This is a genomic window from Mesorhizobium sp. 10J20-29, assembly GCF_054130485.1.
Map to the genome: position 1 here is coordinate 4,634,495 of NZ_CP199156.1, position 24,483 is coordinate 4,658,977.

Here is a 24,483-nt window from a genome sequence, read left to right on the forward strand (position 1 = left end):
AAACAAAGGCTTAGAAATGGCTGATCTGGATGCAGGACGACCGGCCCCCGACTTCGAGCTGCCGAGGGATGGCGGCCAGACCGTCCGGCTTTCAGACTTTCGCGGCAAAATCGTGGTGCTGTTCTTCTATCCCAAGGACGATACGACCGGCTGCACGGCGGAAGCCATCGACTTTACCCGCAACCTGCCGCATTTCGACAGCGCCGGCGCGACAGTAATCGGCATGTCGCCAGACAGCGTCCGGCGCCACGAGCGCTTCAAGACAAAGCACAATCTCGGCATGCCGCTTGTGTCCGACGAGACGCACGCGACACTCACCAGCTATGGCGTGTGGTCCAAGAAGAACATGTTCGGCCGCGATTACATGGGCGTGGTGCGCACCACCTTCCTGATCGACCGCGCCGGCGTGATCGCCCGCATCTGGCGCAATGTCCGGGTTTCGGGCCATGCTGCCGAGGTGCTCGCGGCAGTCAGGCAAATGTAGCCGCCTTCAATCCCGTTCGGAACCTTCGCCCCCCTGCCTGCATTGTGGGGTGGAGTTTCACATCCAGCGGGAGAGCAACCATGCGCAGTCTGATTCTTTGGCTTATCGGCATTCCGATCCCGGTCATCATCCTGATCTGGCTGCTCACCTGACCTGTTGACAGCTTGCCTTACGAACGCGCCCGGTCGGCCTCGCCGCCCGGGCGTTTTCTTGTGCGGTCTACACGGTTTGCAACTGCCCTTTCCGGAGTCGATCGGGACCGAAAACCAGAGGCAAAGCTTTGTTAACCCTAACAATGTGTAATGCGTCCTGTCGCACATCACGCGGTATGGAAAAGCAGTCCCGTGAAAAACGCAGGTCAGTCCACCGTCTTCGGAAAGCGCAGAGAGCCGCACACGGTCATCATTGCGCGTGGCGATGAAATTCGACATTTCACGATCAGGCCCTGGGTGGCTGCCTTTCTCGGCTCCGCCCTCGCCGCCATTGCCATCGGCTACCTGCTCGCCACCTCGTATCTCGTCCTCAGGGACGACCTTATCGGCGCCGCTTCCGCCCGCCAGGCCCGCCTTCAGCAGGCTTACGAGGACCGCATCTCCACCTTGCGCGCGCAGGTTGACCGAATCACCAGCCGCCAGATGCTCGACCAGCAGCTGATGGAGACCAAGGTCGGTGAACTGCTCGAGCGCCAGACGCAGCTGACGCAGCGCCACGGCCGTCTGGGCCCGCTCATCGACCGCGTCGAACATGGCGATTCGCCGCTGCCCGCCTCCGCACCGGTGCCGTCAGGCAAGCCCGACCAACGCGCCGCGCTCGTTCCCGACACCGTGCTGGCCCTTGCCGACACCGTTTCGCCCGGCAACGTCGCGACGCCCTTCTCCTTCTGGTCGACGCGCCAGGCCATCTCGTCCGGCTCGACCTCTGCCGACCAGGCCGACCGGCTGTTCGTCGCCATCAACAAGTCGCTGCGCTCGATAGAGACCGAGCAGATCAGCCGCATCAACACGCTGGCCGAGGATGCCTACCAGACCGCCGACGCGATCTCCGAGGCTCTCGAGGCCGCCGGCCTGCCGGTCGACAAGGACGATTCCAAGACCGGCATCGGCGGTCCGCTGGTCGCCATCGACAGCCCGGAAATGTTCGAGAGCAAGGTACGCGAACTGGACGAGGCGCTCGACATGCTGGAGCGATTGAAGGCCGAGGCGCGCAGTTTCCCTATCGCCAACCCGGCGCCAGGCCGGTCCATCTCAAGCACATTCGGTGTCCGCAAGGACCCGTTGATCGGCACGCCGGCCATGCATTCGGGCATGGATTTCCGTGCGCCGGCCGGTTCACCCGCGCGCGTCACCGCCCCCGGCAAGGTCATCAAGGCTGGTTGGTACGGCGGCTACGGCCGCATGGTCGAGGTGGAACACGCAAACGGCTTCAGCACGCGCTACGGCCATCTGAGCAAGATCCTCGTCAAGGAAGGCCAGTCGCTCGCCGCCGGCGACACCATCGGCAAGGTCGGCAGCAGCGGTCGTTCGACCGGCCCGCACCTGCATTACGAGGTGCGCCGCAACGGCGATGCGCTGAACCCGGTACGCTTCCTGAAAGCCGGCAAGAAGGTCAGCAACTACCTCTAACCTGCCGGAACCCGGCTATGCGGCAGCGCCTGCGCCGCGCTACCGGTTGCCCGATCCGCTCACCCTCACGCATTTGCGCACCTGGCAGGCCTTGTTGTCCGCGGTCGGCACGCTGAACAGCCGTGCCCTCTGGGTGCTGCTGCATTGCCGGTTGTCCCGCACAAAGCGGTCGTAGAGCTGGATCGACGGGTTGTTTGGCGCCGGGTAGCGCAGGATGGCGGCCCCATCGGCATCGAGCGCGGCGACGACCCTGGCGCAACTCATCGCCGTCGTCTGGTAGCGTGAAATGGCGGCGGCTTCGTTCGCGATGAGCAGCGCCGGCACGAGAATCGCAACATGCTTCATGAAACCGCTCCGATATCCTCAGGACGGAAGATATCACAGCGCCGCCCCGGAAGCGCGTGAACTTGTCGTGAGCACAGGCGCCAGAAAGACAACGCGAGACCCGGCGACGACAGGCGTCGATGAAGCGGACTTTCAATGGAGCGGACATTCAGGCGAAGCGCCGGAGCGGATGGCTCAGGCCGACGTCAAAATGGCGCGAGTGACGGGACTCGAACCCGCGACCTCCGGCGTGACAGGCCGGCACTCTAACCGACTGAGCTACACCCGCGCACTGACGCCGTGCAAAGGGGCAAGGCGTCGTTGGGCGCTGGATAAGGGGTTCGATGGGGAGTGTCAAGCGCGCGGTGAGACCTATTCTGCAAGTCTTTCGATGTTTCGCCGACTTGCCGGGCAAACCATCCGGCAACCGCCCTAAAACACCGCACCGGCCGGCCGATTTTCCTTGCGGACGCGGCGCGAACTGCTTAAACGTCCGCACCCTGTCGGGCGATTAGCTCAGTTGGTAGAGCGCTTCGTTTACACCGAAGATGTCGGCGGTTCGAGCCCGTCATCGCCCACCAGATTTTTCCATGTCAACGCCAGTGTGCCGGACGGCCATCCGCATCAGTCGAGCGCCACCGTCTTGGTCGCGTCGGTGACGAGATCGGCGATCGCACCAAGGTTCTCGATCAGTTCCTGGCGACGGGCGGCCGGCAGCGCGGCCAGGCGCTGCACCAGCCCTGCACCGAACAGGCCGCGCGTGCTGTTTACCAGTTCCGCTCCCTTGGCCGTCAGCCGCGTATAGACGATGCGGCGGTCGCTGGTCGAACGGTAGCGCTCGACGATTGCCCGCTGCTCCAGCTTGTCGAGCACCATCACCACGGTCGCGGCGCTGAGGTCGGCATGATCGGCCAGCGCTTGCGTCGTCACTTCGCCGAGCTCCGCCACGCCGGTCAGGATGACCAGTTGCGGACCGGTAAGGCCGGTTGCCTTGGCAAGCGCGCGCGACTGCAGGTCGTTTGCCCGAACAATTCTTCGGATCGATTTCAGGAGCAAACGCGTTTGGTCGGCGGGCGCGGAGCCCGCCGATGGCGCTGTGTCGGAACTGTCTATCATCGAATTATTTGACATCTAATCATTCGAACTCTAACTACTAACGCATCCCTTTGCAAGTTTGACAATCTGATATGGAGGCTCCTGCCCGAGCATGTGCGGAATTTGCGGCGAAGTAACATTTGACGGGTCGACCCCGTCTGTCCTGGCCATTTCGAGAATGTCCGACACCCTGGCGCCACGCGGTCCCGACGATTCGGGCATCGTGTCCTACGGCAATGCCGGCTTCGGTCACCGCCGCCTGCGCATCATCGACCTGTCGGAAAAGGCCAGGCAGCCGATGGTCGACGGCATGCTCGGCCTGACCATCGCCTTCAACGGCTGCATCTACAATTACCCGGAACTGCGGCGCGAACTCGAAGCCGCCGGCTACAGCTTCTTCTCCAATGGCGATACTGAAGTCATTCTGAAGGCATGGCACGCCTGGGGCGAAGCCTGTGTCGAGCGCTTCAACGGCATGTTCGCCTTCGTCATCCAGGAGCGTGACAGCGGCCGCATCATCATGGCGCGCGACCGTTTCGGCATCAAGCCGCTCTATCTGTCGCAGAGCGGCAAACGGCTGCGCTTCGCCTCGTCGCTCCCCGCCCTGCTCAAGGCCGGCGACGTCGACACCTCGATCGACCGCGTCGCGCTGCACCACTATATGAGCTTCCACGCCGTCGTGCCGCCGCCGCGCACCATCATCAACGGTGTCAAGAAGCTGCCGCCAGCGACGATGCGCATCATCGAGGCCGATGGCCAGTTCGAGGATCGCCGCTACTGGGACCCGCCCTTCGGCCGCGCCGCCGACGAGAGCACGATGTCTGCCATCGACTGGCGCGATCGCCTGCTCGAGGAACTGCGGGCCGCCGTCAAGCGCCGCATGGTGGCTGACGTCCCGGTCGGCGTTCTGCTCTCGGGCGGCGTCGATTCGAGCCTTATTGTCGGCCTGCTCGCCGAAGCCGGCCAGACCGGGCTGATGAGCTTTTCCGTCGGCTTCGAGGAAGCCAATGGCGAAAAGGGCGACGAGTTCGTCTATTCCGACCTGATCGCCAAGGAGTTCGGCACCGACCACCACAAGATCTTCGTGCCGTCCGCCGGACTCATGGACGCCCTGCCCGGCACCTTCCAGGCCATGTCGGAGCCGATGGTTTCCTATGACAATGTCGGCTTCTACCTCCTCTCCAAGGAGGTCTCCAAGCACATCAAGGTCGTGCAGTCCGGCCAGGGCGCCGACGAGGTCTTCGGCGGCTACCACTGGTACCCGCCGCTTGCCGACAGCAACGATGTGGTCGGCGACTATGCCCGCGTCTTCTTCGACCGCAACCACGAGACGCTGAGGCGCCAGCTCGGCGCCGACTGGACCGACGAGCGCGATTACAGCCGCGAACTCGTCGCCCACGAACTGCAGCGCCCCGGCGCCGACACGCCCGTCGACCGCGCGCTCAGGCTCGATTCGACCGTCATGCTCGTCGACGACCCGGTCAAGCGCGTCGACAACATGACCATGGCCTGGGGCCTGGAGGCGCGCGTGCCATTCCTCGACCACGAACTGGTCGAGCTGGCGGCCCGTATCCCGCCCGAGCTGAAGCTCAAGGATAATGGCAAGGGCATCCTCAAGGACGTCGCCCGCATGGTCATCCCGAGCGAGGTGATCGACCGCAAGAAGGGCTACTTCCCGGTGCCGCAGCTGAAATATGTCGATGGCCCCTACCTCGACATGGTGCGCGATGCGTTGCAGTCTCGTACGGCGCGCGAACGCGGCCTGTTCCGCGAGGACTACCTGGCGCAACTCTTCCAGGCGCCCTCGCAGCACATCACCCCGCTGCAGGGGTCTGAGCTCTGGCAGGTCGGCCTGCTGGAAATGTGGCTCCAGACGCATGGAATCTGACACCATGGCCAAGGCGGTCGGACACAAGAAGAAATCCGGTGCATCGCGCGGCGAGCGTCCGCTCGATCACCGCCTGCAGCGGCTGCGCGTCAATTCGATGAAGGAACAGCCGGGCGGCGAAAGGACGGTGCGGTCCGAGGACGTCACGCTCGACTGCGGCTGGGGACGGCTGCTGTTTGCGCAGACCTTTACCTCCGACGCCGCGCTCGTGGCGGCGCTTCGCGACGAAAGGCCCGGCCAGCGCGACATCGCCTTCTATGTGCGCGATCCGCATGTGCTTCTGACCCTGGCGCCGCAGGAGACGTTTCTCGATCCTTCGCACACCTATCGGCTCAACCTCGCGACATACCGGCCCGGGCGCAGGCAGCCGCAGGGCTTCTTCATCCGCCGACTGACCTCCGAGGCCGACGCCGAGGCGGTCAATGCCATCTATGCCGCGCGCGGCATGGTGGCGGTTCTGCCGGAATTCTTCTGGTCGAAGCGCGACAGCCGATCGCTGACCTATTTTGTCGCCGAGGAAGAAGCCACGGGCGACATCATCGGCACGGTGACGGGCGTCGACCATCACCGCCTGTTCCAGGACCCGGAGCACGGCTCCTCGCTCTGGTGCCTGGCGGTCGATCCGCAGTCGAGGCATCCGGGTATAGGCGAAATGCTGGTGCGCCGGCTTGCCGAATATTTCCAGGCGCGCGGCGCAAGCAGCCTCGACCTGTCCGTGCTGCACGACAACGAGCCCGCGATCGGGCTATACGAGAGCCTCGGCTTCCGCCGGATTCCGCTGTTTGCGGTGAAGCGCAAGAACCCCATCAACGAGAAGCTGTTTTCCGCGCCCATCGCCCAGTACGACGCGCTGAACCCCTATGCGCGCATCATCATCGACGAGGCGCGCCGCCGCGGCGTCCATGCCGAGGTGACCGATGCCGAGGGCGGCTTCTTCCGCCTCTCCTATGGCGGCCGTTCCATCCACTGCCGCGAAAGCCTGTCGGAACTGACCTCCGGGGTCGCCGTCTCGGTCTGCGACGACAAGGCCGTCACAAGGCGCATCGTTGCACGCGCCGGCGTGGCGGTGCCCGAGCAGATCGCCACCGGCGACGACGCCGCGGTCGAGGCCTTTCTGGCCGAGCATGGCTCCGTCGTGGTCAAGCCAGCCCGCGGCGAACAGGGCCGTGGCGTTTCGGTCGGGCTGACCCGCATGGACGATGTGGCAAAGGCAGCCGCCGAAGCCGGAGAAATCTGCGACCGCGTGCTGGTCGAAAGCTGCTTCGACGGCCAGGACCTGCGCCTCGTCGTCATCGACCACAAGCTCGTGGCCGCCGCCATCAGGCGCCCCCCCTCCGTCGTCGGCGACGGCCAGCGCTCGCTGGCGACGCTGATCGAGCGACAGTCGCGCCGCCGCGCCGCAGCGACCGACGGCGAGAGCCGCATCCCGGTCGACGAAGAAACCCTGCGCTGCCTCGCCGCCGGCGGGCGCAGCCTCGACACCGTGCCGGCCGAGGGCGAGGAGGTGATCGTCCGCAAGACGGCCAACCTCCATACCGGCGGCTCGATCCACGACGTTACCGGCATCGTCCACCCTGCCCTCGTCGAGGCGGCCAAGTCGGCAGCGAGGGCAATCGACATCCCCGTCGTCGGCATCGACTTCATGGTCACCTCGCCGACGCAGCCCGACTACGTCTTCATCGAGGCCAACGAGCGGCCGGGCCTTGCCAACCACGAGCCGCAGCCGACGGCCGAGCGCTTCATCGACCTGCTGTTTCCGCAGTCGCGCGCCCGTGTACCGGGCGCAACCGGAGCGCCTGCATGACAGCACTCGAGATCGACACCGAATATCTTCTGCTCAAGCTGCGCCATCTGTTGGCCATCGACAGCCCGACCGGCCTGACCGACAATGTCGCCCGCTACTGCAGCCGCGAACTGGAGCTCCTCGGCCTCAAACCCGAACTGACGCGGCGCGGCGCCATTCGTGCCGTCAGCCAGGGCGGCAGGCGCCATGGCGCCCGCGCCATCGTCTCGCATCTCGACACGCTCGGCGCGCAGGTGAAGGCGATCAAGGCGAACGGCCGCCTCGAACTCGTGCCGATCGGTCACTGGTCGGCGCGCTTTGCCGAGGGCGCCCGCGTGAATGTCTATGCGCGCGACATGGTGTTTCGCGGCACCATCCTGCCGCTCAAGGCCTCGGGCCACACCTATAATGACGAGATCGACACCCAGCCGACCGGCTGGCCCTATGTCGAACTCCGCCTCGACGTCGTGACGACCAGCGCCGCCGAAACGACGGCGCACGGCATCGAGATCGGCGACATCGTCGCCATCGACACGCAGTCGGAATTTCTCGAGAACGGCTTCATCAACTCGCGTCATCTGGACGACAAGGCCGGCGTCGCCATCATGCTGGCGACCATACAGGCTTTCGAGCGCGCGGAATGCCAGTCGCCCGTCGACATCCACTGGCTGTTCACCATCGCCGAGGAAGTCGGGGTCGGCGCCTCGTCGGTCATCGCGCCCGAGATCGCCTCGCTGGTAGCCGTCGATAATGGTACGTCGGCGCCCGGCCAGAACTCCGCCGAGTTCGGCGTCACCATCGCCATGGCCGACCAGTCCGGCCCGTTCGACTACCACCTAACCAAGCAGCTCGAGACGCTGTGCCAGAAGAACGGGATTTCCTACCAGAAGGACATCTTCCGCTACTACCGCAGCGATTCCGCCTCAGCGCTCGAGGCCGGTCACGACATCCGCACGGGCCTCGTCACCTTCGGCGTCGACGCCTCGCACGGCTACGAGAGGATCCATCTCGACGCGTTGCGCTCGATCGGCGAACTCCTGCTGCATTACGTCACCAGTCCGATGGCGATCCAGCGCGACGTCGAGGATTTTGTCGAGGTCCAGGACTTTACCAAGTAGGCGCGCGGCCATCATCGGCCGCAGCCTGGAGGCGTGGCTCAGCGCTGCGCGGCTGCCCAGGTCTCCGCCACCGCCACCACGGCCGCGTTGATGGGCCCGGAGGGCAGCGCCGGAAACACCGACGCGTCGACGACGAACAGGTTGTCGAAGCCGTTCACCTTCAGATCCCGATCGACCACCGCTCCGGCATCCCGTCCCATCCGGCATGTCCCGGCGGGGTGATGATGCGTCGAGGCGGCCCGCGCGATGAAGGCGTCGATTTCGGCGTCCGAGCGGACGCCGGGGCCCGGCAGCACCTCTTCCTCGCGCCAGTCGTCGAGTGCGGCACGGTTTCCGACCGTCCTTGCGGCTCGCAAAGCCACGCGGAACAGGTGACGGTCATCCTCCGTCCCGAGATATTGCGGGTCGATGACCGGCCGGTCAGCCCTGCCCGGCCCGCTGGGCCGGATGCTGCCGCGGCTCGTCGGGTGGGTAACGCCGCAAAGGATCGTGAAGGCCTGCCCGTAGGGCGGCGCCTCCAGGCCCGCTGCCGCCGACGGCGCGACGACGCAGGCCAGCACGATGTCGGGTTGTCCCGAGGCACGGGAGAAATCCGCGCTGTCGAGATACATCAGCGATTCGGAATGCTGCAGCCGCGATGGCGGCACCGGCTGCTTCGACCGGTAGACATTGCCGAGCGCAAGAAGGTGGTCCTGCAGGTTGGCGCCGATTTCGCGCCGCTCGCTGGTGCAGGCAATGCCGGCGCCCCGCAGCACTTCCGGGTCGCCGATGCCCGAGCGCATCAGGATCAGCGGTGACGATACCGCGCCGGCCGAGAGCACGATGCGGTCGGCCGAGATCCGCCGCGTCGCAGCGCCGGCAACGCAAATTGCCGCCACGGCGCGCTGGCCGTCGAGTTCCAGGTGCTCGATCTCGTACCCGGTGAGCAGCGTCAGGTTCGGCCGCGCCAGCACCTCGGGCGTCAGGTAGGCGTCGGCAACACTGAGGCGGCGGCCGTTCCTGATGGTCAGCGAATTCTGCGACGTACCGATCAGTTCGCCGGCGTTGTGGTGGTCGAGCGCCGGCACGCCCAACGCATTGCCGGCGGCCATGTAGGCGCGCACGACCGGGCTGACCTCCTGGTCCGGCAGGTAGACGTCGAGCGGCCCCTCGCCGCAGTCCGCCGTTCCGCGATGCCCGGTCAGCCGTTCGCTGCGCTCGAAGCCGGCCAGCAGTCCCTCGTATGACCAACGCTCGCCGCCGGCCTTTGCCCAGCTGTCGAAATCGCGTGGATGACCGCGCACATGTGCCATGGCGTGCAGGCAGCTGGAGCCGCCGACGATCCGCCCGCGCGGCCACTCATGCACGCGCCCGGCGGTGAATTTCTGCGGCACGGTTCGGTAGGCCCAGTCGAAGTCACGGTCCTGCAGCGCCGGCCATTTCAACGGATCTGCAATGTCGGGATCAGCAGGTATGCCGCCTGCCTCGACGACCCCGACGAGGCAGGCGGCATCCTCGCTCAGCCGGCTTGCGAGCACGCTTCCGGCCGAGCCGGCTCCGACGATAAGGACGTCGAAATGCTGCGTCACGCGCCGACCGTGCCCGGCACAAATTCCATTCGAATGCGGAAAATCATGCCGCGAATGCGCCCGCGTTCGACCTTTCGACAATCTGCTTCTGAACCGACAGGAGATGCGCCCGCATCGCCGTCTCCGCCGCTTCGGGATCGCGCTGCGAAATCGCCTCGGCGACCTGCCGGTGTTCGGCGTCCCGTTGCGCGATGCGCTTTGGACAGGTAGGGGCCGCCGTGCGCGCAACCTTGACCCGCGCATCGACGCCGACCTGGCGCAGCATGCGATAGATTTCGGCAGCGAGATGGTTGCGCGCAGCCCCTGCGATGGCCAGGTGGAAGGCCAGGTCGGCCTCCCCGGACTCGGCATTTTCCGGCGTGGTCGCGGCCTCGAGGATGCGCGCCGTCTCGAAGGACGAGGCGCGCAGCGAGGCCAGGCGCGCCAGGCCGGGCTCGATCAGCAGGCGCAGTTCCAGCACTTCGATCGGATTGGTCACCCGCACCAGCTCTTCGCCGTAGCGCGGCCAGGCCGTTGGTGCGCGTCGCGTGCGCGCCGGCTTCAGGTCGCCGGCACGGCGCATCGCCTCGAGCGCCTTGCGCAACTGGTGCCGCTTGACGTTGAGCTGCTCGGCAAGGTCGCGCTCCGAAGGCAGCGGCCTGCCCTCCTTCTGGATCTGGCGGATGGAGCCGATGATGTCGTCGACGTCCGACAATACGAGTTTGGGTTCGAATGCAGCCAATGCAATGTCTCCTGCCGATCCTGCGCTGAGGCGCATGACGCCTGCCGGGGGCGCCGATTCTGTCGCAAACTCACACAACCAACTCAACCATCTGTACAGTTAAGCGCATTGGTTGACAATATCAGTTGAGCGGTGGTTGAGTGGTTTACCGGTCGAGCCGCCGTCATGGCGTTGGCCCCATCTTGAGGAAACTAGATGCCAGTTGGCGAAACCTTCGACTATGTCATCGTCGGCGCGGGCTCCGCGGGTTGCGTCATGGCAAACCGCCTGAGCGCGGATCCGGGCGTCAGGGTCCTGCTGCTCGAGGCCGGCGACTGGGACCGCGACCCGATGATCCACATCCCGCTGGGCTGGGGCAAGATTCTCACCGAGCGTCGTCACGACTGGATGTATTTCTGCGAGCCGGAAGCCAATGTCGGTGGCCGCAAGGTGGAGTGCGCCCGTGGCAAGGTGATCGGCGGCTCGTCCTCGACAAACGCCATGGCCTATGTGCGCGGCAACCGCGGCGACTACGACCGCTGGGCGGCAAGCGGCCTGACCGAGTGGTCCTACGAGAAGGTTCTGCCCTACTTCAAACGCCAGGAGCGCTGGGAGAAGGGCGAGAGCGAGTATCGCGGCGGGAGCGGCCCGCTCAACACGCAGTTCTGCCGCTACAAGGACGAACTGATCGAGGCCTATGCGGAGGCTAGCCGCAGCGCCGGCTATCCGCAGACCGACGACTACAACGGCGCCGTCCAGGAAGGCTTCGGCCGCCTGCAGATGACGATCGACAAGGGGCGCCGCTCCTCGGCGGCGACTGCCTATCTGCGACCGGCCATGCGTCGCAGCAACCTGAAGGTCGTCACCGGCGCAATGGCGACCAGGATCCTGCTCGCCGACGGCAGGGCCACCAGTATCGCCTACCGCCATGGCGGCGTTGACAGCCGGGCCTTCGCCCGTCGCGAGGTGGTGCTGTCGGGCGGCGTCATCAACACGCCGCAACTCCTTATGCTGTCTGGCATTGGCGGCCACGATGAGCTCTCCGCACACGGCATCGAGACGGCGCTCGACCTGCCCGGAGTCGGCAAGAACCTGCAGGACCACGTCTCGGTGATCCTGATGTACCGCCGCAAGACGCCTGGGCCTTTCCACCGGATGATGCGGGCCGACCGGATCGGCCTCGATTTCGCAAAGACCTACCTGACCGGCTCCGGCTTTTCTGGTGACGTGCCCGGCGGTGTCGTGGCCTTCCTGAAGAGCGACGAGACGCGCGCCCTGCCCGACGTGCAACTGCTGTTCACAGCCGCCCCGCTTGCCGCCTGGCCCTACATGCCGCCCTTCAAGGCCCCCTTCGCCGACGGTTTCGCCAGCCGCATTGTCGCGGTTCAGCCGGAGAGCCGCGGCCACGTCGCGCTGGCATCCGCCGATCCGCTGGCCGCCCCGCTGATCCACCAGAACTTTCTGTCCGCCGACCGTGACTGGCAGTCGCTGCGCGCCGGCTTCCGCGTCGCCCGCAACCTCGCGGCGCAGCCCTCGATGGCGCCCTTCGTCGCCGCCGAATTCTTTCCGGGCCCGCAATGCGAGAGCGATGAGGAGATCGACGAGCACATCCGCAAGACGTCGATCACCGTCCACCACCCCGCCGGCACCTGCCGCATGGGCGTTGACGAAGGTTCGGTGGTAGATCCAGAGTTGCGCCTGCGCGGCCTCGCCGGTCTGCGCATCGTCGACGCCTCGGTGATGCCGGACCTGCCCTGCGGCAACATCAATGCGGCTGTCATCATGATTGCCGAGAAGGCCGCCGACCTCATCCGCGCCGATGCATCGGAAGGCCTCCAGCCCGCTGCCGCCTGACAGCGGCGGCAGCTTCAACCATTTTTTGGTTGGTTGAGTTCTCATTTGCATGCGTCAGCATCGCTACGGGTTCGCCTTCCGGCCGCTTGTGGCCGCTTTTAGCGAATGATTTCATTAGGATAGTATCGAAGAAAGCGCGCTGTCCGCCCATTATGAATGCCCGGTCAAAAACTTTTCGAATTCGCCAATTTTGCCATTGTCGGTCATAACCAATGCGGATACGGTTGAGTTGGTTAAACGCATTTGCCTTTGAACCTGAAAGGTGGCCCCCATGTCCGCGTCGCAAGCAGCAAACGACGTCATCAGCAACAAGAAGGCGGCCCTCAAGGGGCTCTATGACGATCTCTACGGGAAAAACATGTTCCCCTTCTGGGCGACGTCCGAAGGCGTCGACCATGACGAGATCAAGCAGCTCATGGCGACCAACAAGGCGGTCCCCTTCGTCTGGTCCTATTCCGACATCGAGCCGCTGCTGCAGCGCGCCGCCCAGCTGGTGACGATGGACGACAGCGAGCGACGCTCGCTGATCCTCGTCAACCCGGGCCTGGCGCCCAAGCGCGCTTCGGTCAGCACCATGTACACCGCATACCGGCTGAACGATCCCGACGAGATCATGCCGCCGCACAAGCATTCGCCGAGCGCGATCCGCTTCGGCCTGACGGGCGAAGGCAACTTCACCGGCGTCGAGGGCGAGGATGTCGTCTTCGGTCCCGGCGACATGGTGCTTACCCCGAATGATGCCTGGCACAACCACGGCACGGTCGGCGGCGAGCAGGCGGTCAACCTTTCGGTCCTCGACCTGCCGCTGGTCGAGACTCTCCACGCCGTCCATTTCGACCACAAGTACACCGAGATGGTCGACGGCAAGGAAGTCGAGAAGAAGGTTCAGACCGCACGCTTCCCGAGCGACTACTCGCAGCGCATCTATGGCGAAGGCGGCATGATGCCCCGCTTCGTCGACCACAAGCGCGGCGGCGGCCTGTCCTCCCCCATGTATGTCTACCGCTGGGAAAAGATGGAAGCGCTGCTCGACGCCCACAAGGACTGGGACGGAGACCCGCATGAGGGCATCGTCATCGACTATGTCGACCCCACGACCGGCGGCCCGGTGTTCCACACCATCAACTTCTATGTCCAGATGCTGCGCCCGGGCGAAAAGACCCTGCCGCAGCGCGAGACCGCAAGCCTGCTGCTCGCGCCCTTCCGCGGCAGCGGCCATTCGATCATCGACGGCAAGCGCTACGACTGGAACCAGTTCGACACGATCGCCATTCCGGGCGGCTCCTGGGTCGAGCATGTCAACGGCTCGTCGACCGAGCCGGTGATCTTCTTCGGCGCCACCGACGCACCGACCCAGAAGGCGCTGCTTCTTTACAAGCGCTGGGGCCGCAACCAGGCGGGCGACCTGCTTCGCATCGTCTGATCATTCAACGCTGCGCCCGCCAGGTGGCGCCGCGACCGTACGTGTAGGGGGCGTCAGTTTTGGTTTCAGCGTTCAACACCAAGCAGATCGGCCACGTCGACTGCCCCGGCGGCGGCCAGGTCTGGGTCGACGGCAACATCCTCTACATCGGCCACATGCGTCCGCCGAGCGGCACCACGCTGGTCGACATTTCCGACCCCCGCAATCCTAAGAAGATCGCCACCATCGACGTTCCGCCCGGCTGGCACTCTCACAAGGTGCGCGCCCAGGACGGGCTGATGATCATCAACCATGAGCGTTTCGGCAGCGAAGGGCCTGCCGATTTCGGCGGCGGGCTGGCGATCTACGACACCACGCGACCGGCCGAGCCGAAGCTGATCTCCAAGTGGATGACCGGCGGCAAGGGCGTTCACCGCTACGACTATGACGGCCGCTACGCCTACATCTCGCCGACCGCCGACGGCTATGTCGGCAACATCGTCATGATCCTCGACCTGATCGACCCAGCCAACCCGGTCGAGGTCGGGCGCTGGTGGATTCCTGGCCAGCACACCGGCGGCGGCGAGGAATATCCGTGGCACGACTATGTCACGCCGCGCTGTCACCACCCGCTGCGCATGGGCGACCGCCTCTATGTCAGCTACTGGCACCACGGCCTTTTCATTCTCGACATCTCCGACATAACCAGGCCGCGCGCCATCGCGCATATGAATTCGAGCCCGAGCTTCCCGCACCCGACGCATACCTGCCTGCCGATCCCGCAGGACCTCAAGGGCCGCCGCATCATGGTGGTTGCCGACGAGGACGTCGCGAAACTGCACCCCTCCCCCCCGCTTTCGCCTGGATCTACGACATTACCGACGAGACCAACCCGCTGCCAATCTCGACCTTCCAGGTTCCCGGCATCGACCTCGACGGCGCGCCGCAGCCGCCCATGACCGGCTGCCACCAGCCGTCCGAGCGGTTCAAGGGCTCGATCATCCCCTTCGCCTGGTTCGCGCAGGGCCTGCGTCTCGTCGACATCGCCGACCCCTTCGCGCCCAAGGAAGTCGGGCATTACGTGCCCGATGCCCCGGCCGGCGCCGAGCGGTCTTCGTCCAACGACGTCACCATCGACGATCGCGGCATCGTCTACCTGATCGACCGCGTGCGCGGCGTCGACATCATCGAAACATCGGTTCTCTAGGAGGCCCGCAGCCCGGCGAAGATCGGGGCAAGATCGACCAATAGCAACAATTCCTCACCCGGCACCAAAAAGTCGGGACATGATAATGGAGCGGAACATGCGTATTCACACGGTGACGGTCGGTCTTGCGATCGGACTAATGGCACTGACGTTTTCGGCTCATGCCGATACAATCCGCTTCGGCGCAGGACAGCAAGGCTCACAGAATTATGGCGTCAATGCTGCCCTGGCACAGGCGATAGGCTCATCGACGGACGCCGAAGTGTCTGTCCAGTCTTACGGTGGACCGACCGCTTATCTGCCGCTCTTGGATAACGGCGAGCTAGATATGGCGGCTGTGGTGATGCCCGATCTTGGCGATGCCGTGCGCGGGGCCGGCCCATTCAAGGACATGCCGCTCAAGTCGTTGCGTCTTGTAGTGGCGCTGATGCCAAGTCCTGTCGGTCTGATGGTGCGCGCCGATGCCGGGATCAACACCATTGCCGACCTCAAGGGCAAGCGAATTGCCTGGGGTATGCCTGCCCAGGCTAGTCTCCAGCCCTATGTTGAGGGCGCGCTCGCCAATGGCGGACTTTCTGCCGCCGACATCACGCCGGTGCCAGTGGCAAGCGTTGCAAACGGAGTCGCGGCCTTGATCAGTGGCAACGTCGATGCTGCCTTGTTCGCGCTTCGAGGCGGCAAGGTGGTGGAAGCTGATGCGGCAGTCGGCGGCATCAAATGGCTCCCCTTTGACAGCAGTTCGGAGGCCGTCGCCCGCATGCAGGCTGTCGCCCCCGAAGCTTATGTTCTGAATATCGCGGCCGATGCGGGCGTTACCGGTGTGACGGAGCCTCTTGAGACCATGGCCTATGATTACGCATTGGTGACGCGAGAGGGCTTCAATCCCGAAACTGTGGCTGCCGTCGCCAAATTGCTGATCGACAAGCACGCCGATGTCGCGGCTTCGAACTCGATCCTTGGGGCGCTCTCGGATGAAGCGATCAAGCGCACCTATTCGGGAATTCCGTATCATCCTGCGGCGGCGAACGCCCTAGGACAGAATTGAGCGCGGCAAGGACGTAACCAAAGAGCAACGATGAGCGCTTCTCCCGCCCTGAACAGCGCCGGCTCGGCAAAGCCGGACGCTTCCAGCCAGGATTTTCTGAGCACGACTCTAGCCGTGTTGCTGGTGGGTGTTTCCATAGGCTGGATCCTCGATCTGGCGGGATATGCGGGCGTGGCGCTGTTCGACGAGCAGCCGTTGGCGCTTGCATTGGGGCTGGCGCTTGCTTTGACGGCAATCGTGCTCACCGGGCATGCTGGCCGTTTTGGGAGGTATGTCGGTGTTGCTGCCGCATGTGTCCTTCTCGCGCTGCTTGTGATGATCGCGTGGCGCTATCCCAACCTGGTCGTAACGGCAATGATGCGCCCGGCCTGGCTGATCGCAACAAGTGTCGTTGTGATAGGCGGTCTCCTCTTGCTGGTCTGGCGCACCACGGGCTTGCCAATCGCGCTGATTGTTGTTGCTCTGATGGCCACGGCCGTGTTCGGATCAGTTTTTCATATGCCCGAAACCGGACCGGACCGTCTGGCGATCTATCTGCTTGTTGACCCGAACAGTGTATTGGGCCTGCCGCTTCGCGTTGCAGTCGATATCGTGATCCCGTTCGTGCTCTTCGGCGAGTTGCTGCGACAGTCAGGCGGAAGCGAATATCTCACCCGTCTGTCGCTTGCAGCCTTTGGCCGCTACCGCGGCGGAAGTGCCAAGGCTGCCTGTGCGGCGTCGGCGGCATTTGGTTCGATCTCGGGCAACGCAGTCTCGAATGTCGTCGGCACAGGCATCGTCACGATCCCTTTGATGAAGAGGACCGGCCTGACGAGCGAGGAGGCGGCAGCTGTCGAGGCCGCAGCGTCCACCGGGGGCCAGTTGTTGCCGCCAGTGATGGGCGCAGCCGCCTTCGTCATGGCGGACTATCTGCAGGTGCCATATACGGATGTCGCCATTGCCGCAGCGTTGCCAGCAGCGCTCTATTTCACCGCAATCTTCCTCCAGATTGATCGCGCTGCTGCGCGCAAGGGCCTCAAGGGCATGGCGGAACAGGAACGCATCAGCTTCCGCGGGACGTTCCTGTCGGGCGCCCATCTCCTGATTCCGTTTTTTGTCTTGTTCTACGTGCTTTTCATGGACCAGACGCGGCCGGGCCTGGCTGCGCTGTCAGCCGCAGGAAGCCTGATCGTTGTTTCGCTGCTGCGGCCCTTCGAAGGCAACAGGCTGACACCGTCGCGAATTGGTCGAGCCGTCATCAACGCCGGTCTGACAGTTGCGCCACTCATCCTGGTGACAGCGGCAGCCGGCGCCATCGTCGGGCTGATCAGCTTAACTGGATTGGGGTTCTCGATCGCGTCAGACGTCGTCGCCCTCAGCGGCGGGAATGCCGTTCTTCTTCTGGTATTGGTCGCAGTGATCGCCATTGTTTTTGGCATGGGCATGCCCACCGTCGCCGTCTACGTGGTGCTGGCAACAGTACTTGCTCCGGCACTGACAGATGTCGGACTAGGACGTATGCAGGCGCACCTGTTCATCCTCTATTTCGGGATGATGTCGATGCTGACACCGCCGGTCGCACTGGCCTCGATCGCGGCTGCCAAGATAGGTAACGCGGACATGTGGCGGACAAGTTTCGCAGCCGTGAAACTAGCTTGGGTAGCATATATTATCCCGTTCCTGTTCGTATTCTCGCCGGAGTTGCTGCTGGGAGGCACGCCGTTCGGAGCCGTTCTGGCCACCGTTACCGCATTTCTTGGCATTGCCGCGATCTCCTTCGCGGCAGCGGGCTTTGCCCGCGGCCCGCTCTCTGAAACCAGGCGACTCGTCTATGTGGTCGTCGGACTGGCATTGCTGTTTCCGCCAACACTTGGCTTATCGAGCATGATTGCCAATGCTGCAGGCGCGATTGTCTTTCTCGGCCTGTTTGTGCGGCCCCAGGCGGATCGCGCCGATAGCGGACTCCTGAACCCTCTTTCCCCTCGGAGCAAAAATTGAGCGACAGCACGCGAAAATCAGCCACCCACTATGCCATCGGCAACAAGAACCCCAACCTGCCCTTTCATCCGGCGGTCCGGGCCGGTGACTTCATCTTCGTCTCCGGCCAAGTGCCCAAGGACGAGAACAACAACATGATCAGCGGCACCATCGAGGAAGAGACGCTGGCCACGCTGAAGACCATCGAGCGCGTCATCGCGCACGAGGGCGCGACACTGTCGGACGTGGTACGCATCACCACCTACCTGGAGGACACGCGCGACTTCGGCCGCTACAACCGGGCCTTCCTCGAAGGCATCGGCGACGCCGTCCTGGCGCGCACGACCGTGGAGGCCAAGGCCGTCATCAACACCAAGATCGAGATGGACGCCATCGTCTACAAACCGCTGCCGGCTGTGAAATAGCCGGCGCAATCGAGATGAGGATTTAGAAATGTACAGACTGTTGGGACGCCAGACATCGGGCAACGTCCAGAAGGTTCTCTTCATGCTGGAAGAGATCGGCGCCAAGTATGAGCGCGAGGACTACGGCCGCCTGTTCGAGAACACGCAGACGGCGGAATACAAGGCGATGAACCCGACCTCGAAAGTGCCGACGCTGATCGATGGCGATACCGTCATCTGGGAATCCAACACCATCCTGCGCTATCTCTCGGCCTCCAACGGCAACGCGCTGAACGGCTCGACGCCAGCCGAGAAGACCGAGATCGAGCGCTGGATGGACTTCCTGCTCGCAGCCGTCAATCCCGGCTACATGACCGCCTTCAAAGGCGCCAAGCTGACGCCTGAGGAGCAGACGCCCGAGTACAAGGATGGCGTCAAGGATCTCGCCGCGCAGCTGCAGATCATCGATATCCATCTCGCCGGCAAGGACTACCTGGCGCTCGGCAAGCTCACCATCGCCGACATTGCCTGCGCACCGATCCTCAAGCGCTGCGTCGACTTCAAGATCGGCCGTCCGGCCATGCCCAACCTCGAGCGCTGGGTTGCCGCGATGGCTGCACGTCCGGCCTTTCAGGCAGCCACGAAAGCCGCCTGATGATCAAGCGGGTCGCCCTCATCGGACTTGGGACGATGGGTCCCGGCATCGCAGCGCGCCTGGCGCGCGGCGGGCTGGACGTTGCGGCCCATGATGTTGCGCCCGCCGCGGTCGAGAAGGCCAAGGCCATGCTCGGCATCGCCGGCGGCGTGCTCGACCGGCTGGGCATCGAAGCGCCTTCGGACGGCGCCGGCAGCGTACGCTTCGCGGAATCGCTCGCCGAGGCGGTCGAGGGCGCCGACCTCGTCATCGAGAATGTGCCCGAAAACATCGACATCAAGGCCGAGACCTACCGCGCCATCGACAGACTGGTCGGCGCATCCGTGATCGTGGCCTCGGACACCTCGGGCATTCCGATCACCAAGTTGCAGGCGCATATCTCGCATCCCGAACGCATGGTCGGCATGCACTGGTCGAACCCGCCGCACATCGTGCCGATGATCGAGGTGATCGCGGGCGAAAAGACCGCACCCGAGACGGTGGCGACCATTCGCGACCTGATCCGCTCGATCGGCCTGCTGCCCGTCGTCGTCAAGAAGGACGTGCCGGGCTTCGTCGAGAACCGCGTCCTCTACGCCCTGCTGCGCGAGGCGGTCGACCTCGTCGAGCGCGGCGTCATCGAACCCGAGGACCTCGACACCTGCGTTTCCTGGGGCATCGGCTACAAGATTGCCGTCATCGGACCGATGGCGCTGCTCGATATGGCCGGTCTCGACATCTACAAGTCCGTCTCCTCCTTCCTCAACGCCGACCTCGCCAACCGCTCGGACGTCGCGCCGATGGTGGAAGAGATGACGGCTGCCTCGCGCCTCGGCATCAAGTCGGGCGGCGGCATCTATTCCTACACGCCCGAAGAGGCCGGAGCCCTGCAGGCCGAGCGCGCCCGCAAGCTCGTTGCCATCCGCCGCATTCTCGAAGACCGGGAGTGAGCGATGCACGGTTCGGCTGAGCAGGTTCGGGACCGGGGCAATCTGATGCAAGGCCTGCTCGCCGCCGCGAACGCCGTCGCCGGTGCCGTCCACTGGGTGCTCGGCCTCGCCATGCTGACCATCGTCGCGATCAATGTCGCCAATGCCACCGGGCGCTATTTGCTCGGCGTCTCGATGACCGGCGCCGACGAGGTCATGGTCTACACCATGGTCTGGATGGTGATGGCCGGCGCCGTCCTGTCGCTCGCCTCGCGCGACCATATCAGCATCAATCTCGTTCCCTCCTACGCGACGGGCCGCACCCGTCATCTGCTCAACGGCATCCACGACCTCGCGGCTTTATTCTCCTGCGCGCTGGCCACCTATGCCTCCTGGGGCTTCGTCACCCGCATCGCCGCCATCGGCCCGCGCAGCATGGGCCTCGGCCTGCCGATGGTCATTCCGCACGCCGCCCTCCTCGTCGGCTTCGCCGCCCTGACGCTGACCGCGCTGGCCCTGCTTCTGCGCGATGCCGATGCCTGGTCGCGCAACGCGGGGGCGGACCGGTGAGCGCCGTGCTGACCGCCCTCCCCGTCGGCCTGCTCGTGCTCGGCACGCCGATCTTCGTCGTCTTCCTGGCCGCGGTCGCCTTCGCGGTCTTCTTCGTGCTGCCGACGCCGCCGATCGCGCTACACCAGGTGCTGTTCGGCGGCCTCGACAACTATGCGCTGCTCGCCATTCCCTTCTTCATCTTCGCCGGCGAACTGATGGGTACGAGCGGCATCGCCGCGCGCCTGATCGCCTGGGTGCTGGCGTTGGTCGGACGGGTGCCGGGCAGCCTCGGCGTCGCCACCGTCGGCGCCTCGACCGTCATGGGCGCCATCTCGGGCTCCAGCGTTGCCGCCGTCGCAGCCCTCAGCAAGACGCTCTACCCCGACCTCGAGCGATCGGGTTACGGCAGGGAGCGCTCGGCAGGGCTGCTGGCCTCGAGCGGCGCCATCGATATCGTCGTGCCGCCCAGCATCGCCATGATCCTCTACGGGCTGGCCGCCGAGCAATCGATCCCCCGCCTTTTCATGGCGGGCGTCCTGCCCGGCCTGCTGATCGCCCTCATGATGTGCGCCTTCGTCGTCGCCGTCGCGATCGTCCTGCGCATCCCGGTCGTCGGCCATTTCGACGCTGCCGTGGCGCTGCGCGCCACGCGCCATGCGGCCGCGGCACTGTTCATGCCCGTCTTCGTTCTCGGCGGCATCTACAATGGCTGGTTCTCTCCCACCGAGGCGGGCGGCTTTGCCTGCCTCTACGCCATCATCGTCGCCCGCTTCGTCTACCGCACCATGGGCTGGGCCGACATTATCCGCGCCGCCGGCAATGCCGCCATGCTGTCGGCCCGCATACTGATCATCGTCGCCGTTGCCGGCGTCGTCACCTGGCTGTTGACCACGCAGGGCGTGCCGCAGGCGGCGGTCGGCTGGATCCAGTCGATGCAGCTCGACGCCTTCGCCTTCCTGCTCTCGGTCAACCTGCTGCTGCTCGTCGTCGGCTGCTTCCTCGATCCCACATCGGCGATCCTGGTGCTTGCGCCGCTGCTGGTGCCGATCGCCGTCTCGGTCGGCGTCGACCCGATCCACTTCGGCATCGTCATGACCGTCAACCTGGCCATCGGCATGTTTACGCCGCCCTTCGGGCTCAACCTCTTCGTCGTCCAGTCGGCGACCGGACTGCCCGCGCACACCATCTACAAGGGCGTGCTGCCTTTCGTCGGCGTGCAGATCGCGGCCCTGCTGATCATCACCTACGTGCCGGCGCTGTCGCTGGCGCTCGGGCAATCGCTCTAAGGAAAAGGGAACACGATGATTTCAAAGATCCTCAAGGCCGCCGCACTCTCGACCGCTCTGGCAATGCTGCCGATGTCGGTCCTTCCCGCTGCCGCCCAGTCGACCATGAAGCTCGCTACGGCGACCATCAACGACGTGCAGCACGAATGGCAGAAAGTGTTTGCCGAGGAGCTGAAGAACCGCGTCGGCGATGCCGTGACCACCGAAATCTACCCGGCAAGCCAGCTCGGTGCCATTCCGCGCATGGCGGAGGGCGTGCTGCTCGGCACCATCGAGGCCTTCACCACGCCGACCTCCTTCATGACCAATGTCGATCCGCGCTTCCAGGCCTTTGACGTACCGGGCCTCTTCAAGTCGCCGCAGGATGTCGACAACGTCATCCACGACCCCGAATACCGCGACCACATGGAGGAGATGTTCCTCGACAAGGGCCTGCGCATCATCGGCGCCATCTACAACAGCCCGACCGTCGTCTTCACCATGAAGCCGGTGACCACTTTGGACGAACTGAAGGGCATGAAGATCCGCACCTTCGCCTCGCCGATGCAGGTCAAGCCGATGGAACTCGTCGGCGCCTCGCCGCTGCCGCTCGCTCTCTCCGAGGTCGTGCCGGCGTTGGAATCGGGCGGCCTCGACGGCATGCTGGTCGGCATGCCCATCCTCACCGCGTTCAAGTACTATGACGTCGGCAAGAACATCACCGATCTGCGCTTCGCCGAGATCGTCTCGGTCACCGTGGTCAACGAGATGTGGTTCCAGTCGCAGACCGACGAGGTCAGGAAGGCGATCATCGAGGCCGGCCGCGCCGCCGAACAGTCGGTGTTCCCCTGGGGCGTCGAGAACGTCGCCAGGACTTACAAGATCTGGACCGACAATGGCGGCGTCATCAACACGCTGTCGGATGCCGACCAGCAGAAGATGGACAGCGAGTTCCAGGCGCTTGCCGCCGAGCTGGTCGACGCCGATCCGGCCGTCAAGGAAGAGTATGAGCGCATGAAGGCGCTCGTGGCTGCCAAGGCAAAGTAATGGAAGCGCGCGCCGCCTATCCGCAGTTCAGGCGATCGGCCGTGCCGGCACAGCTGACCGGCCGTTCGGCCGGCAGCGCCGCGCGCTCGAGCACGATCTGCGCGCGGGTGGCGTATGCGCGGCCTTCGAAGCCGCACCACAGCCGCTCGACCGGCAGGTTCTCGCGCTTGTCGTTGAGCACGGAGTACGTCCCTGTCTCCGGGTCGAACCAGAGCTCGATGCGGATGTCGGCCCCGGGTGCTGCCGTTGCCAGTTCGACGGAGTACCAGTGGGCAATGTCGGCGCTGCAGGCAATCGCCTCGCCGGCGGCATTGTTCAGCGCCAGCGACACCGGCGAAAGGCCGTCGGTTCCGGTGCGCACCTCGACATGGTGCAACTCGACCGCATGCACCGTCGACGCGGAGAGAACCAGAGCAGAAACCAGATATCGGAGCATTTGTGTAAGCCTCTTTTCTTATGGCTTACAATATACCTCGCGTAATGCGCAATAATAAAAAGAAGAATAAATCAATTCAAAACAATGGAGAGGCTTCTATGTTGAAACATCTTAAAAGCAGTGTCAGCGCCGTGCTGCTCGGCACCTTCGTCCTGGGCAGCGCCTATGCCGCCGAGGTGAAGTCCATCGCCATCCTGACGCCCGAAGAAGGCACCGACTACGGCTGGAACCAGCAGGGCGTCGATGCCGCCAAGGCTGCTGCAGAGGCAGCCGGCGTCGAGGTCATCATCGCCCAGGGCCTCGGCTACGGCGACGTTCGCCCGACGCTGCGCGAACTGGCCGGCGACGGCGCCAGCCTGATGATCGCCCACGCTTCCGGCTACAACACCGCGGCGCCGGAAATCGCCAAGGAAATGAAGGTCCCGGTCGCCATCGTCGATACCCCTGCCGGTCTCGAGAAGGGTCTCGTTGCCGACTACACGCTGAGCGGCCATGAGGGCGCCTATCTTGCCGGCCGTCTAGCTGCCAAGATGTCGCGTTCCGGGCAGGTCGGCATCGTCGTCTCGGGTGAGCCGCCCTCGTGGAACTCGCAGTCGGCTGCCTTCGCCGAAGGCGTCAAGGCCGAAAACCCGGAGGTGAAGGTCACCTACGCCGTGATCGGACCCGCAGCCTACAGCGACGCGGCCGGCGGCAAGCGCGTCACCGAAAGCCTGATCGCTTCCGGCGCCGACATCATCTTCGGCCAGGGCAACGGTTCGAGCTTCGGCATGCTGCAGGCGGTCGAGACGACCAAGGCCGGCGACGGCGGCAAGGTCTATTTCATCGACGTGATCGGCGACAAGACGCCGATCGACAAGGGCTTCCTGCTCTCATCGGTGGTGTGGAACATCACCCCCGTCTACTCGGCGATGATCGCCGACCTGAAGGCCGACACCTTCGGCTCGCACGGCTATTCGATCGGCCTCAAGGACGATTCCGTCAAGCTCTTGAAGACCGACGCCATCCCGGCCGAGACCTGGACCGAGATCATGGCCCTGCGCGACGACGTCATCTCCGGCAAGATCAAGGTCGAGCCGATCTATGATGCCGCCGCTGTGCGCGCGCTGATGACCAGCGTCAGCGAATAGTCCATCAAGACGGACCGGCGCGGCTTGCCCGCGCCGGTCCGAA

Annotated in this window: 23 protein-coding genes and 2 tRNA genes; 19 read left to right on the forward strand and 6 right to left on the reverse strand. The window is 64.6% G+C overall.

Annotated features, from left to right (window positions below):
* Positions 1-16: 16 nt before the first annotated feature.
* Both ACT2BZ_RS22290 and ACT2BZ_RS22295 read left to right on the forward strand, forming a co-directional pair.
* The gene (locus ACT2BZ_RS22290; protein WP_457937843.1) at positions 17-484 is read left to right on the forward strand and encodes a peroxiredoxin; all 468 of its coding nucleotides are present in this window, start codon (positions 17-19) and stop codon (positions 482-484) included.
* 344 nt (positions 485-828) lie between these two features.
* Entirely contained in the window at positions 829-2,106 is a 1,278-nt protein-coding gene (locus ACT2BZ_RS22295) for a M23 family metallopeptidase (RefSeq protein WP_457937845.1), read from the forward strand.
* Between the two features lie 39 nt (positions 2,107-2,145).
* Here the strand turns inward: ACT2BZ_RS22295 and ACT2BZ_RS22300 are convergent, their stop codons facing one another.
* Positions 2,146-2,451, reverse strand: a complete 306-nt coding sequence (locus ACT2BZ_RS22300) for a hypothetical protein (RefSeq protein ID WP_457937847.1) — start codon at positions 2,449-2,451, stop codon at positions 2,146-2,148.
* Positions 2,452-2,642: 191 nt separating this feature from the next.
* Positions 2,643-2,719 (reverse strand) — tRNA-Asp (locus tag ACT2BZ_RS22305).
* A 216-nt stretch (positions 2,720-2,935) separates the two neighbouring features.
* On the opposite strand from ACT2BZ_RS22305, the gene ACT2BZ_RS22310 reads away from it, so the two are divergent.
* Positions 2,936-3,011, forward strand: a tRNA-Val gene (locus ACT2BZ_RS22310).
* A gap of 43 nt (positions 3,012-3,054) precedes the next feature.
* On the opposite strand, the gene ACT2BZ_RS22315 is transcribed toward ACT2BZ_RS22310, so the two are convergent.
* Positions 3,055-3,486 carry a MarR family winged helix-turn-helix transcriptional regulator gene (locus ACT2BZ_RS22315; protein WP_457937849.1) on the reverse strand — a complete coding sequence of 144 codons (432 nt, stop codon included), beginning with the start codon at positions 3,484-3,486 and terminating at the stop codon, positions 3,055-3,057.
* A 151-nt stretch (positions 3,487-3,637) separates the two neighbouring features.
* Between ACT2BZ_RS22315 and ACT2BZ_RS22320 the strand changes: the two genes are divergently transcribed.
* From ACT2BZ_RS22320 to ACT2BZ_RS22330, 3 genes are read left to right on the forward strand one after another with little or no spacing between them, the layout of a single operon-like run.
* On the forward strand, positions 3,638-5,413 hold the full coding sequence (locus ACT2BZ_RS22320) for an N-acetylglutaminylglutamine amidotransferase (RefSeq protein WP_457937850.1): 1,776 nt from the start codon (positions 3,638-3,640) through the stop codon (positions 5,411-5,413).
* A complete protein-coding gene (gene ngg, locus ACT2BZ_RS22325) occupies positions 5,403-7,217 on the forward strand; it encodes an N-acetylglutaminylglutamine synthetase (RefSeq protein WP_457937852.1) in 1,815 nt (604 codons plus the stop codon). The genes ACT2BZ_RS22320 and ngg overlap by 11 nt, the downstream gene beginning before the upstream one ends.
* On the forward strand, positions 7,214-8,314 hold the full coding sequence (locus ACT2BZ_RS22330; protein WP_457937854.1) for an osmoprotectant NAGGN system M42 family peptidase: 1,101 nt from the start codon (positions 7,214-7,216) through the stop codon (positions 8,312-8,314). The genes ngg and ACT2BZ_RS22330 overlap by 4 nt, the downstream gene beginning before the upstream one ends.
* 38 nt (positions 8,315-8,352) lie before the next feature.
* Here the strand turns inward: ACT2BZ_RS22330 and ACT2BZ_RS22335 are convergent, their stop codons facing one another.
* Positions 8,353-9,882, reverse strand: a complete 1,530-nt coding sequence (locus ACT2BZ_RS22335) for a GMC family oxidoreductase (protein ID WP_457937856.1) — start codon at positions 9,880-9,882, stop codon at positions 8,353-8,355.
* Positions 9,883-9,925: 43 nt separating this feature from the next.
* Positions 9,926-10,603 (reverse strand): FadR/GntR family transcriptional regulator, encoded by a 678-nt coding sequence (locus ACT2BZ_RS22340; protein ID WP_457937858.1) that lies wholly within the window; start codon positions 10,601-10,603, stop codon positions 9,926-9,928.
* Positions 10,604-10,798: 195 nt separating this feature from the next.
* Here ACT2BZ_RS22340 and ACT2BZ_RS22345 point away from each other — a divergent pair, with 195 nt between their 5' ends.
* The 12 genes from ACT2BZ_RS22345 to ACT2BZ_RS22400 all read left to right on the forward strand — a co-directional run bounded on the left by ACT2BZ_RS22345 (position 10,799) and on the right by ACT2BZ_RS22400 (position 22,877).
* A complete protein-coding gene (locus tag ACT2BZ_RS22345; protein ID WP_457937860.1) occupies positions 10,799-12,436 on the forward strand; it encodes a GMC family oxidoreductase in 1,638 nt (545 codons plus the stop codon).
* Positions 12,437-12,707: 271 nt separating this feature from the next.
* Complete coding sequence (locus ACT2BZ_RS22350; protein WP_457937861.1) at positions 12,708-13,859, forward strand: cupin domain-containing protein; 1,152 nt, start codon at positions 12,708-12,710, stop codon at positions 13,857-13,859.
* A 59-nt stretch (positions 13,860-13,918) separates the two neighbouring features.
* Positions 13,919-14,797, forward strand: coding sequence for an LVIVD repeat-containing protein (locus ACT2BZ_RS22355; RefSeq protein WP_457937862.1), 879 nt, complete (start codon positions 13,919-13,921; stop codon positions 14,795-14,797).
* A complete protein-coding gene (locus ACT2BZ_RS22360; RefSeq protein ID WP_457937863.1) occupies positions 14,794-15,045 on the forward strand; it encodes a hypothetical protein in 252 nt (83 codons plus the stop codon). Before ACT2BZ_RS22355 ends, ACT2BZ_RS22360 begins: the two co-directional genes overlap by 4 nt.
* A gap of 97 nt (positions 15,046-15,142) precedes the next feature.
* Complete coding sequence (locus ACT2BZ_RS22365; protein ID WP_457937865.1) at positions 15,143-16,090, forward strand: TAXI family TRAP transporter solute-binding subunit; 948 nt, start codon at positions 15,143-15,145, stop codon at positions 16,088-16,090.
* A gap of 30 nt (positions 16,091-16,120) precedes the next feature.
* The gene (locus ACT2BZ_RS22370; RefSeq protein ID WP_457937866.1) at positions 16,121-18,067 is read left to right on the forward strand and encodes a TRAP transporter permease; all 1,947 of its coding nucleotides are present in this window, start codon (positions 16,121-16,123) and stop codon (positions 18,065-18,067) included.
* Positions 18,064-18,471: a RidA family protein gene (locus ACT2BZ_RS22375; protein WP_457937868.1), complete on the forward strand. Its 408-nt coding sequence runs from the start codon at positions 18,064-18,066 to the stop codon at positions 18,469-18,471. Before ACT2BZ_RS22370 ends, ACT2BZ_RS22375 begins: the two co-directional genes overlap by 4 nt.
* Positions 18,472-18,499: 28 nt before the next feature.
* Positions 18,500-19,105, forward strand: coding sequence for a glutathione S-transferase family protein (locus tag ACT2BZ_RS22380; RefSeq protein ID WP_457937869.1), 606 nt, complete (start codon positions 18,500-18,502; stop codon positions 19,103-19,105).
* Entirely contained in the window at positions 19,105-20,034 is a 930-nt protein-coding gene (gene fhmpcd1, locus ACT2BZ_RS22385) for a 5-formyl-3-hydroxy-2-methylpyridine 4-carboxylate 5-dehydrogenase (RefSeq protein WP_457937871.1), read from the forward strand. The genes ACT2BZ_RS22380 and fhmpcd1 overlap by 1 nt, the downstream gene beginning before the upstream one ends.
* 3 nt (positions 20,035-20,037) lie before the next feature.
* The gene (locus ACT2BZ_RS22390; RefSeq protein WP_457937873.1) at positions 20,038-20,583 is read left to right on the forward strand and encodes a TRAP transporter small permease; all 546 of its coding nucleotides are present in this window, start codon (positions 20,038-20,040) and stop codon (positions 20,581-20,583) included.
* 5 nt (positions 20,584-20,588) lie between these two features.
* Entirely contained in the window at positions 20,589-21,851 is a 1,263-nt protein-coding gene (locus ACT2BZ_RS22395) for a TRAP transporter large permease (protein ID WP_457937875.1), read from the forward strand.
* A 15-nt stretch (positions 21,852-21,866) separates the two neighbouring features.
* A complete protein-coding gene (locus ACT2BZ_RS22400) occupies positions 21,867-22,877 on the forward strand; it encodes a TRAP transporter substrate-binding protein (RefSeq protein ID WP_457937877.1) in 1,011 nt (336 codons plus the stop codon).
* Between the two features lie 16 nt (positions 22,878-22,893).
* Here ACT2BZ_RS22400 and ACT2BZ_RS22405 read toward each other — a convergent pair whose 3' ends face one another.
* Positions 22,894-23,313 (reverse strand): hypothetical protein, encoded by a 420-nt coding sequence (locus ACT2BZ_RS22405; protein ID WP_457937878.1) that lies wholly within the window; start codon positions 23,311-23,313, stop codon positions 22,894-22,896.
* Positions 23,314-23,411: 98 nt separating this feature from the next.
* On the opposite strand from ACT2BZ_RS22405, the gene ACT2BZ_RS22410 reads away from it, so the two are divergent.
* A complete protein-coding gene (locus ACT2BZ_RS22410; RefSeq protein WP_457937880.1) occupies positions 23,412-24,440 on the forward strand; it encodes a putative B6 ABC transporter substrate-binding protein in 1,029 nt (342 codons plus the stop codon).
* Positions 24,441-24,483 lie beyond the last annotated feature (43 nt).

Bases quoted from the DNA above. Each gene is read 5' to 3' on its own strand.
- ACT2BZ_RS22380 (WP_457937869.1), top strand. From the start codon at position 18,500: ATGTACAGACTGTTGGGACGCCAGACATCGGGCAACGTCCAGAAGGTT.
- ACT2BZ_RS22300 (WP_457937847.1), bottom strand. From the start codon at position 2,451: ATGAAGCATGTTGCGATTCTCGTGCCGGCGCTGCTCATCGCGAACGAA.
- ngg (WP_457937852.1), top strand. From the start codon at position 5,403: ATGGAATCTGACACCATGGCCAAGGCGGTCGGACACAAGAAGAAATCC.
- ACT2BZ_RS22400 (WP_457937877.1), top strand. From the start codon at position 21,867: ATGATTTCAAAGATCCTCAAGGCCGCCGCACTCTCGACCGCTCTGGCA.
- ACT2BZ_RS22370 (WP_457937866.1), top strand. From the start codon at position 16,121: ATGAGCGCTTCTCCCGCCCTGAACAGCGCCGGCTCGGCAAAGCCGGAC.
- ACT2BZ_RS22350 (WP_457937861.1), top strand. From the start codon at position 12,708: ATGTCCGCGTCGCAAGCAGCAAACGACGTCATCAGCAACAAGAAGGCG.
- ACT2BZ_RS22365 (WP_457937865.1), top strand. From the start codon at position 15,143: ATGCGTATTCACACGGTGACGGTCGGTCTTGCGATCGGACTAATGGCA.
- ACT2BZ_RS22410 (WP_457937880.1), top strand. From the start codon at position 23,412: ATGTTGAAACATCTTAAAAGCAGTGTCAGCGCCGTGCTGCTCGGCACC.
- fhmpcd1 (WP_457937871.1), top strand. From the start codon at position 19,105: ATGATCAAGCGGGTCGCCCTCATCGGACTTGGGACGATGGGTCCCGGC.
- ACT2BZ_RS22390 (WP_457937873.1), top strand. From the start codon at position 20,038: ATGCACGGTTCGGCTGAGCAGGTTCGGGACCGGGGCAATCTGATGCAA.
- ACT2BZ_RS22345 (WP_457937860.1), top strand. From the start codon at position 10,799: ATGCCAGTTGGCGAAACCTTCGACTATGTCATCGTCGGCGCGGGCTCC.
- ACT2BZ_RS22290 (WP_457937843.1), top strand. From the start codon at position 17: ATGGCTGATCTGGATGCAGGACGACCGGCCCCCGACTTCGAGCTGCCG.
- ACT2BZ_RS22360 (WP_457937863.1), top strand. From the start codon at position 14,794: ATGACCGGCTGCCACCAGCCGTCCGAGCGGTTCAAGGGCTCGATCATC.
- ACT2BZ_RS22330 (WP_457937854.1), top strand. From the start codon at position 7,214: ATGACAGCACTCGAGATCGACACCGAATATCTTCTGCTCAAGCTGCGC.
- ACT2BZ_RS22405 (WP_457937878.1), bottom strand. From the start codon at position 23,313: ATGCTCCGATATCTGGTTTCTGCTCTGGTTCTCTCCGCGTCGACGGTG.
- ACT2BZ_RS22320 (WP_457937850.1), top strand. From the start codon at position 3,638: ATGTGCGGAATTTGCGGCGAAGTAACATTTGACGGGTCGACCCCGTCT.